Annotated in this window: 10 protein-coding genes and 1 tRNA gene; 4 read left to right on the forward strand and 7 right to left on the reverse strand. The window is 65.7% G+C overall.

The features are described from left to right. Positions 1-128, forward strand: a 128-nt coding sequence (locus tag KIP89_RS00010) for an NAD(P)(+) transhydrogenase (Re/Si-specific) subunit beta (protein ID WP_213753379.1), incomplete at its 5' end; no start/stop codon positions are given. A gap of 252 nt (positions 129-380) precedes the next feature. Then, the gene (locus KIP89_RS00015; protein ID WP_213753371.1) at positions 381-839 is read left to right on the forward strand and encodes a CBS domain-containing protein; all 459 of its coding nucleotides are present in this window, start codon (positions 381-383) and stop codon (positions 837-839) included. A 69-nt stretch (positions 840-908) separates the two neighbouring features. On the opposite strand, the gene rpoH is transcribed toward KIP89_RS00015, so the two are convergent. Together rpoH and KIP89_RS00025 are read right to left on the reverse strand one after the other, a co-directional pair. Further along, complete coding sequence (gene rpoH, locus KIP89_RS00020) at positions 909-1,820, reverse strand: RNA polymerase sigma factor RpoH (RefSeq protein WP_213753372.1); 912 nt, start codon at positions 1,818-1,820, stop codon at positions 909-911. Between the two features lie 184 nt (positions 1,821-2,004). Then, positions 2,005-3,051, reverse strand: coding sequence for an RluA family pseudouridine synthase (locus KIP89_RS00025; RefSeq protein ID WP_213753373.1), 1,047 nt, complete (start codon positions 3,049-3,051; stop codon positions 2,005-2,007). Between KIP89_RS00025 and KIP89_RS00030 the strand changes: the two genes are divergently transcribed. Together KIP89_RS00030 and KIP89_RS00035 are read left to right on the forward strand one after the other, a co-directional pair. Continuing rightward, a complete protein-coding gene (locus KIP89_RS00030; RefSeq protein ID WP_213753374.1) occupies positions 3,050-3,391 on the forward strand; it encodes a hypothetical protein in 342 nt (113 codons plus the stop codon). The two genes, KIP89_RS00025 and KIP89_RS00030, sit on opposite strands and share 2 nt — an antisense overlap. A gap of 96 nt (positions 3,392-3,487) precedes the next feature. After that, positions 3,488-3,562 (forward strand) — tRNA-Glu (locus tag KIP89_RS00035). Between the two features lie 108 nt (positions 3,563-3,670). On the opposite strand, the gene KIP89_RS00040 is transcribed toward KIP89_RS00035, so the two are convergent. Genes KIP89_RS00040 through KIP89_RS00060 form a run of 5 tightly spaced genes read right to left on the reverse strand, consistent with a single transcriptional unit; the run spans position 3,671 to position 7,474 of the window. Then, positions 3,671-4,771, reverse strand: coding sequence for an S-methyl thiohydantoin desulfurase family protein (locus KIP89_RS00040; protein WP_213753375.1), 1,101 nt, complete (start codon positions 4,769-4,771; stop codon positions 3,671-3,673). Then, positions 4,768-5,448, reverse strand: coding sequence for a DUF1989 domain-containing protein (locus KIP89_RS00045; RefSeq protein ID WP_213753376.1), 681 nt, complete (start codon positions 5,446-5,448; stop codon positions 4,768-4,770). Before KIP89_RS00045 ends, KIP89_RS00040 begins: the two co-directional genes overlap by 4 nt. A gap of 42 nt (positions 5,449-5,490) precedes the next feature. Beyond that, on the reverse strand, positions 5,491-6,207 hold the full coding sequence (locus KIP89_RS00050) for an amino acid ABC transporter permease (protein WP_213753377.1): 717 nt from the start codon (positions 6,205-6,207) through the stop codon (positions 5,491-5,493). Positions 6,208-6,210: 3 nt separating this feature from the next. Beyond that, complete coding sequence (locus KIP89_RS00055; protein WP_213753378.1) at positions 6,211-6,870, reverse strand: amino acid ABC transporter permease; 660 nt, start codon at positions 6,868-6,870, stop codon at positions 6,211-6,213. 40 nt (positions 6,871-6,910) lie between these two features. After that, on the reverse strand, positions 6,911-7,474 hold the full coding sequence (locus KIP89_RS00060) for a transporter substrate-binding domain-containing protein (RefSeq protein ID WP_369807005.1): 564 nt from the start codon (positions 7,472-7,474) through the stop codon (positions 6,911-6,913). Between the last annotated feature and the right edge of the window lie 106 nt (positions 7,475-7,580).

Consider the following 7,580-nt stretch of genomic DNA (forward strand, 5'->3'; position numbering starts at 1 on the left):
TCAAGCGCGGCATGGCCGCCGGCTATGCCGGCGTCGAGAACGAGCTGTTCTTCCGCGACAACACCATGATGCTCTTCGCCGACGCCAAGAAAATGGTCGAGGACATCGTCAAGAACCTCGGGCATTGAGCCGGGGCAGGGCGGGAGCGCACGCATCGGCCTCACTGGCCTGATCGTCCACCGGACTGCACTGACACGCCATTGTCACAATACCGAAAAGGCCGGGCCCAGCGCCCGGCCTTTTTGCTGTGCGACGCAACGTCATCGGATGCTGCGCTGCCGCGACTCTTTTGATTGACGCGAAGGTGTATTGCATACCAGACTTCAACCAAAGGCTAAGACGTGACCAGCCGCCGTGATCCTGAACCCGTGAGGAACGCCATGCTCGTCGCCGATCTGATGAAGCTGAAAAACGCCCGCGTGCCGACCATCCGCATGACGGAAACCATTGAAATGGCAGCGACTTTGCTCAATCGCGAGCGCATTGGCGCGGTCGTGGTGAAGGACGCCTGCGGCTCGGAAGGCGACACCGTGGTCGGCATTTTCTCCGAGCGCGACGTGGTCCGCGCCGTCGCCGAGCGCGGCGTCGCCGGGTTGAAGACCCCGGTCGCCGACCTCATGTCGCGCAACATGATCTCCTGCGCCATGGAAGACAGCGTCGACCATGTCCGCAAGCTGATGGACGAGCACCATGTCCGCCATCTTCCGGTATTGGAAGACCATCAGCTGGTCGGCGTGCTGAGCATTCGCGACGTGCTCGCCCACGATGTGCGCATCGCCGCCGTGCTGGCGGAAGGCGCACCGCGGCTCGCCCCGGGGATGGCCGCGCTTCCCGTCTAAGGTGCTGTCTTAAAAAAGAAAAACCGCACGGGAGGGGTCCCGTGCGGTCGTGCTGTCAGGTGTCACCGATCACAGCGCCGGCGCGTTATCCTGGCGCATCGGCGCGTTTTCCATCTGGTGCATGCGGTCGATCACCGCTTTCTGCACCTTCTCGAAGGCGCGCACCTCGATCTGCCGCACGCGCTCGCGCGACACGCCGAACTCGGAGGCAAGGTCCTCCAGCGTCATCGGATCGTCCGACAGCCGCCGCGCCTCGAAGATGCGCCGCTCACGCTCATTGAGCACCGAGAGCGCCCCCGACAGCGCGCTGCGCCGGTTGTCCATCTCCTCGACCTGGACGAGCGAGGATTCCTGATCCTCGCGATCATCCTGCAACCAGTCCTGCCACTCCCCGCCGCCCTCGGCATCGCCGCGCAGCGGCGCGTTGAGCGAAGCGTCGCCGGACAGGCGCCGGTTCATGTCGATCACGTCCTGCTCGGTGACGCCGAGCTTGGTGGCGATCTGCTGCACCTGATCGGGGCGCAGATCGCCCTCCTCAAGCGCGGAAATCTGGCTCTTGACCTTGCGAAGATTGAAGAAAAGCTTCTTCTGCGCGGCCGTCGTGCCCATCTTCACCAGGCTCCACGAGCGCAGGATGTACTCCTGGATCGAGGCCTTGATCCACCACATGGCATAGGTGGCGAGGCGGAATCCCTTGTCGGGCTCGAACCGCTTCACCGCCTGCATGAGGCCGACATTGCCCTCCGAGATGACCTCGGAGATCGGCAATCCATAGCCGCGATAGCCCATGGCGATCTTGGCCACGAGACGCAGATGGCTGGTGACGAGACGATGCGCGGCGTCCGGATCCTCGTGCTCGCGCCAACGCTTGGCGAGCATGTATTCTTCCTGCGGCTCCAGCATAGGGAACCGACGGATTTCCGCGAGGTAGCGGGAAAGGCCGCCTTCAGCGGAAGGCAGGCTCATCGTGGAACGGGCCATGAATGCACCCTCCTTATCTCGGTCCCCGTCATTGGGCGACCGCTGTGCGGCCGCTGACGCCGACCGCAACACTATCATAGCAGCAAGCTCGACCTTTTGCGAAACCGCAAGGCGAGATGCGGTCACGAAGCGTTGAGCGGGCGTCAACGCTTCATGGAACCGCCGTCATCTGTTGTACGCGCGGTCATCCCTCCAGGATCAAAGCCTTTTGCAGGGCCGCGAGTTCCGGCGGCAGCGCGCTGTCGAAGCTCAAAAATTCGCCCGTGCGCGGATGCTCGAAGCCCAGCCGGGCGGCGTGAAGTGCCTGGCGTCCCAGCGTTTCCAGCCGTGCGCGCGCCTCCTCCCCTAGCCGGTTCGCCTTGGTGCGCTGTCCTCCGCCATAGACCGTGTCGCCCAGCAGCGAATGGCCGATATGCGCCATATGCACGCGAATCTGATGGGTGCGCCCGGTTTCCAGCCGGCACTCGACCAGCGAGGCGATAGGGCGCCCCTCGCGGTCGTTGAAGCTGGCCAGCAGGTTCCAGTGCGTTATGGCAAAGCGTCCGCTGGCCCGCACGGCGATGCGCTCGCGCGATACCGGATGGCGGCCGAGCGGCGCATCGACCGTACCGCTCGCCAGATCCGGCACGCCCCATACAAAGGCGAGATAGGCGCGCTCCAGCGGACCGGTGCGGCCATGATCGGCGAATTGCGCCGCCAGACCCTGATGCGCCCGATCATTCTTGGCGACTACGAGGAGGCCCGACGTTTCCTTGTCGAGACGGTGGACGATACCGGGCCGCCGCACGCCGCCTATGCCGGAGAGGCTGTCGCCGCAATGATGCAGCAAGGCGTTGACCAGCGTGCCGTCAGGATTGCCGGGCGCGGGGTGGACCACCAGCCCGGCCGGCTTGTCGACGACGATAAGATCCTCGTCTTCATGGACGATGACCAGCGGCAGGTCCTGGGCCACCGGTTCGGCGGCTTCGGGTGGCGGAACGTCCACGCGGAAGTGCTGGCCCGCGCCCACCTTGGCCGAGCCGCTGGTAACAGGATGATCCTCGCGGCTCACCTGCCCGCTGGCGATCAGCGCCTGCAGCCGGGTGCGGCTGAGTTCGGGCAGGTGACGCGCGAGCACACGATCGAGCCGCAGGCCTTCATCCTCGGGCCCGGCGGTGATATCGACGCGCGTCGCACCCGCTTCGGGCGCCACATCGTCCATATCGTCCAACAGTTCGTCCGGTGCCGGCATGACCTCTCCTCATTCAGACGATGACAAGCTCGACCCGGCGCAGGAGCGCGTGCTGCGCAAGCTGCGCGGCTTCGCCGCTGTTTCCGGCCTGCTCATGGGCTTCGGCTTTCTCGCCCTGTTCGGAGCCATCGGATACAGGGTCGTGGTCGGTTGGAAAAGCACGCCGGACGAGTTTGCCGGCACGATCCAGCTTCCCAAGGGGGCTGAGGTGCGCTCGGCGGTGATTTCCGGCGATCTGATCGCGGTAACGCTGTCGCGCGGCGGCATCGTCGAGACCCGCTTCTTCGACCTCGCCACCCGCGCCCCACGCGGCGCGATCAGCTTCGCCAGCGAGCCGTGAGCGCATCTATCCCCAAGCGTGGATAAAAAGCGAGGGAGTTGCAGGAGGCGCCTTGATCCGGCTGCCGAATGCCTCTATGAGACCGACCTGCCGCACGCGCCCATCGTCTAGCGGTCAGGACGTCGCCCTCTCACGGCGAAAACCGGGGTTCGATTCCCCGTGGGCGCGCCAGCATCGCCGATTGTACTCCCTAGTGCGACGTAACTGCCGAATACAGCTGCAAAATAGCCTCGTCAGGACCGTGGGTGCGCCCCTGCAAGAATTCGCCGGCATCTGGCGCTATTCCGCTTCAAAACCGAGACGGGCGGGGCTGAGCAGTTCGAGCCCGGGCGTTGTCCGCCAGATCGGATCAAGCGCAGGCACAGCGACAGTCACCACCTCCCGGCCCGGCTCGACATCCCCGAGGGTTGTTAGAGGTTCAAGAGTGCGCGCATCCAGCACTGCGATCGGGTCGGGGCTGGAGGCGGCGATTCGGTTGCCCTGCCAGACAAGGTGGTGCTCGTTCTTTACCCAGATGCGGAACGTCTCGCCTGCCTCCATTTCCGTGCCAGCAAAGTAGTAATCAAGATCGCGGAAACGGTAGGGCTCGGCGCTGCGCCAGCATACTTCCGTCGTGCAACCGGTGAAGAGCTGGCGTCCCCCCGTTCGCGCGAATAGCGCCGCGAGCCGTTCCGCCACTGAGCCGGTTCCGCCGAGGATCGCCCCCACCTCATGCGCCATGGCGACGCTGCCAGGCACGAGCCCGGCGGCGAATGAGCCGATGGGCGCGAGATAGGCCGCGCAAGCGAGGCCTCGGCCATGGACGGCGGCGTTGATCTGCCGCGCCAGTTGGTCGGTCATGGCCGCGCCCCGCGTTTTCAGTAGCACGGTCTCGTTGCCGAACCGGTCGACCAGCGCGGCGGGCGCCGGCGACAGGCCGACGAGATCGAGCTTGGCGAGGCCAAGTTCGGGAATAGAGCGTCCCGTGCCATCGCAGTCGAGTACGGCCTTTCCGAGCATGTCGGCCGCCACCAGCGTCGCGGCCATGGCGAGGCTGCCAAGTTCGACGACAGCCAGCGCGGCAATCTCGGTGCCGGTTGAACGTTCCAGCGCCTGCACGGCGCGGGCAAAGCGCAGCGGCATGGCGAGATCAGCTTCGGGGACATCCAGCGCGGCACGCAGCGCGACGGGCATGTCGTCGCCGGGATCGCGTCCACCGATGACAATGGTCGCGCACGCATGCGAGCCCGGCGGCAGATCGGCGGGGGCCGTGAAGCGCGGCGTCCAGTCCTCACCAAAATGGCCGCGCAGCAGCGCGAGCCCGGCCTCGGCGCGTCCACCGCCGCCCGTGCCGTAGAAGACGAGACCGCGGAACAGGTCCTCCAGCGCCGATGAGCTCATGACGACGCCTGCGTGTTGAAGACGACGAGACCAAGCCGCGTGGCCGTGAAGCCGTTGCAGATGTTACGTTCCTGCGGGCAATTGGAGATCGCCACGATGAGGTCCATCTCGGCACGGAGATCGATGAAGTCGCCCGGCTTCGAGACCGGGGCGATCACCTCGATATTCCCTTCCGGGCTGATCGGCACGTTCATGAAGATGTTGAATGTGTAAGGAATTTCGCTCAGCCGCACGCCGTAGGGCTCCATCACGGCGGCAAGGTTTTCGCGGCAGTTCGGCTGGTGCGAAGCCTTTTTGCCATAGCGCAGGCGGTTCAGCCCCGGGCAGCAGGAGCCGGCGAGTATGTCGTGCCGCCCCACTGTGTCCTGCGTGATCTTGAGCATCGGATAGGCATCCACCGAGCGGATGTAGTCGCCGGTGGTCAGGTGGATGTTGCCCTTCACCATCACCGTGGTGCTGGGGGAGATCTTGTCGACGAGGTTGTGGCGGTCGAAGCAGATGAAGTCGGCGACCTGCTGCCCGTCGAGATCGATGATCCGCAGCGTGTGACCCTTGTCGAGCTCGAACGCCGTGCGACCTTTCGGGGCCAGAACGCGCTCCCAGCGACGCGGGCCCGGCTCGCTATGGAGGCCGCGCAAGTCCGGCAGGCTGCCGGGCGCATCGAGCAACTGGTCCATGGCGTTTGTTCCTTTCTTGTTGAAGTGCGGGCTTGCTGGTGATCAGCGCCGGAACCCATCGAGCGCGAGGTAACGGCGCGCCACGGCGCTACCCCGAAGCGTGCTCCGGCGACGCTCGCTCGCGCCGTGATCGAACCGGCCAAGCAGACCGCCGAGCGCGGTTGCCAGCAGCCAATAGAGCGCCGCGGTAATGATGAAGGTGCCGAGCGTGTCGAAGGTCTCTGCCTGGATGCGCAGTGTCGCATGGGTCAGTTCCGGGACCGCGATAACGGACAGGATCGCGGATTCCTTGAGCAGCATGATCGCGATGACCCGCGCGGGCGGCAAGCCGACGCCCATCATCTGCGGGCCGACGACGAGGCGGAGAACAGCCCATTGCGACAGTCCGAGGCTTCGGGCGGCTTCGGTTTGCCCCATCGGCACCGCGCGGTAGGCGGCGAGCAGCACTTCCGCGAAATAGGCCGAGCCGTAAAGCGCGAGTGCGATAATGCCGCTCTCCCAGGCGGCGAGGCGCACCCCTAGCCTCGGCAAGCCGAAATGGACCAGAAAGAGCACCACGATGAAGGGCGCGTTGCGCAGCGCCTCGACAAGCCCGGCGGCGGGCAGCCGCCGCAGCGTCCGGCGGGAATGCTTGCACGCCGCCAGCGGAATTGCGGCCACGAGCGCGAGCGCGATGCCGGCGAGCGACACCCACACGGTGAGCAGCAGTCCGTTTGCCAGCAGCGGCCAGTAGCGGAGCGCGAGATCGAACGTCGCCAAGGCTCAACGGCTCCCTTCGCGAGCCAGCGACTGGAGCGCGCCGCCGACGCGGCTGGCGAGCAGGTTGAGCGCGACATAGATGGTCGCCGCAGCCAGCAGGGTCTCGAATGGACGGTAGTTCACCGCGTAGATCTGCTGGGCGGTGCGCATCATGTCGGTGACGGTGATGACCGAGAGCAGCGCCGTCGCCTTCAGCAGGATGGTGAACTTGTTCACCAGGGGGCCGATGCTGACGCGCAGGATCTGCGGCAGCAGCACCCGCGTCCACACACAGAAGGGGCGCAGCCCCAGCGCGGCGCTGGCCTCGACCTGCCCCGGAGGGATGGCGCTCAGCGCCCCCGCGAAGATCTCGTTCATGAAGAAGGCGCTGCACAGCGCCAGAGCCAGCGTTCCGGCAACGGCCGGCGACAGGTTCAGCCCCGCCGCCGGCAGCACGTAGTAGGCAAAAAGGATGAGTACCAGCACCGGCACGCCGAAGACGATGCTGCGCAGCGCGGCGAGCAGGAGGCTGAGCGGGCGCCATTTCAGCACGCGTAGCAACAGCAGCCCGACCGCGCCGATAAGCGCCGCCACCATGGCGGAACTGGTGATGGCGAGACTGATCCAGCTGACGGCGAGCAGCCTTGGCAGCGCGTCGACATAGGCGGACCCGTCAAACCCCATCGCCTGCTCCTCTCACCCGATACGTACCGTCACCGTGGCGTCACAGCGCGCCGGGGGGAAGGTAGCCGGTATCGGGGATCTCCATCGTGAAGCCGAACCACTTCTTCTGGAGTTCGGCGAGCTTGCCGCTGTCGCGCAGTTTCTTGATGACGGCGGAAATCCGCGCCCGCAGGTCAGGATCGGCCGGGCGCGTGACCCAGGCGATGTAGCGCGGCGTCTGGCTGATGGTCTCGCCGACGGCAAAGACGCCCGGCTTTTCCTTAATGAGAGTGGCGACATTCGGCCCGCTCTGCACCACGGCGTCTAGCTCGCCGCTGGCGAGGGCGACATAGACTTCCGGGAAGGAGGGGTAGAGCTTCAGTTCCTTGAAACCCTTGCCGCCCGCGGCCTTGAGCGCGGCATCGGCCTTGTGGGCCTCCTGCTCGGTGGTGGTGCCGAGCTGGGTGCCCACCACCTTGCCTTCAAGGTCCTTGATGCTTGAGATCGGGCTGTCCGCCCGCTTGAGGATGACTTCGCTGCTCACTGCGATCGGCATGGTGAAGGCGTATTTGGCCGCGCGCTCCGGGGTGATGCCGACGGAGGTGGTGAACCGCCCCGACTTCACCGGAGGCCATTTGGTTTAAGTCACGCCGCCATTTTCTGCTCACCGAGCATGACGTAGTAGCGCTCCTCGGCTTCGGCCGGCGGGATGTTACCGATAGGCTCCAGCA

It is taken from the genome of Ancylobacter radicis, from assembly GCF_018449475.1.
Classification (GTDB): Bacteria; Pseudomonadota; Alphaproteobacteria; order Rhizobiales; family Xanthobacteraceae; genus Ancylobacter; species Ancylobacter radicis.

Coding starts and splice junctions, on each gene's coding strand:
- KIP89_RS00015 (WP_213753371.1), top strand. CDS start 381: ATGCTCGTCGCCGATCTGATGAAGCTGAAAAACGCCCGCGTGCCGACC.
- rpoH (WP_213753372.1), bottom strand. CDS start 1,820: ATGGCCCGTTCCACGATGAGCCTGCCTTCCGCTGAAGGCGGCCTTTCC.
- KIP89_RS00030 (WP_213753374.1), top strand. CDS start 3,050: ATGACCTCTCCTCATTCAGACGATGACAAGCTCGACCCGGCGCAGGAG.
- KIP89_RS00025 (WP_213753373.1), bottom strand. CDS start 3,051: ATGCCGGCACCGGACGAACTGTTGGACGATATGGACGATGTGGCGCCC.
- KIP89_RS00040 (WP_213753375.1), bottom strand. CDS start 4,771: ATGAGCTCATCGGCGCTGGAGGACCTGTTCCGCGGTCTCGTCTTCTAC.
- KIP89_RS00045 (WP_213753376.1), bottom strand. CDS start 5,448: ATGGACCAGTTGCTCGATGCGCCCGGCAGCCTGCCGGACTTGCGCGGC.
- KIP89_RS00055 (WP_213753378.1), bottom strand. CDS start 6,870: ATGGGGTTTGACGGGTCCGCCTATGTCGACGCGCTGCCAAGGCTGCTC.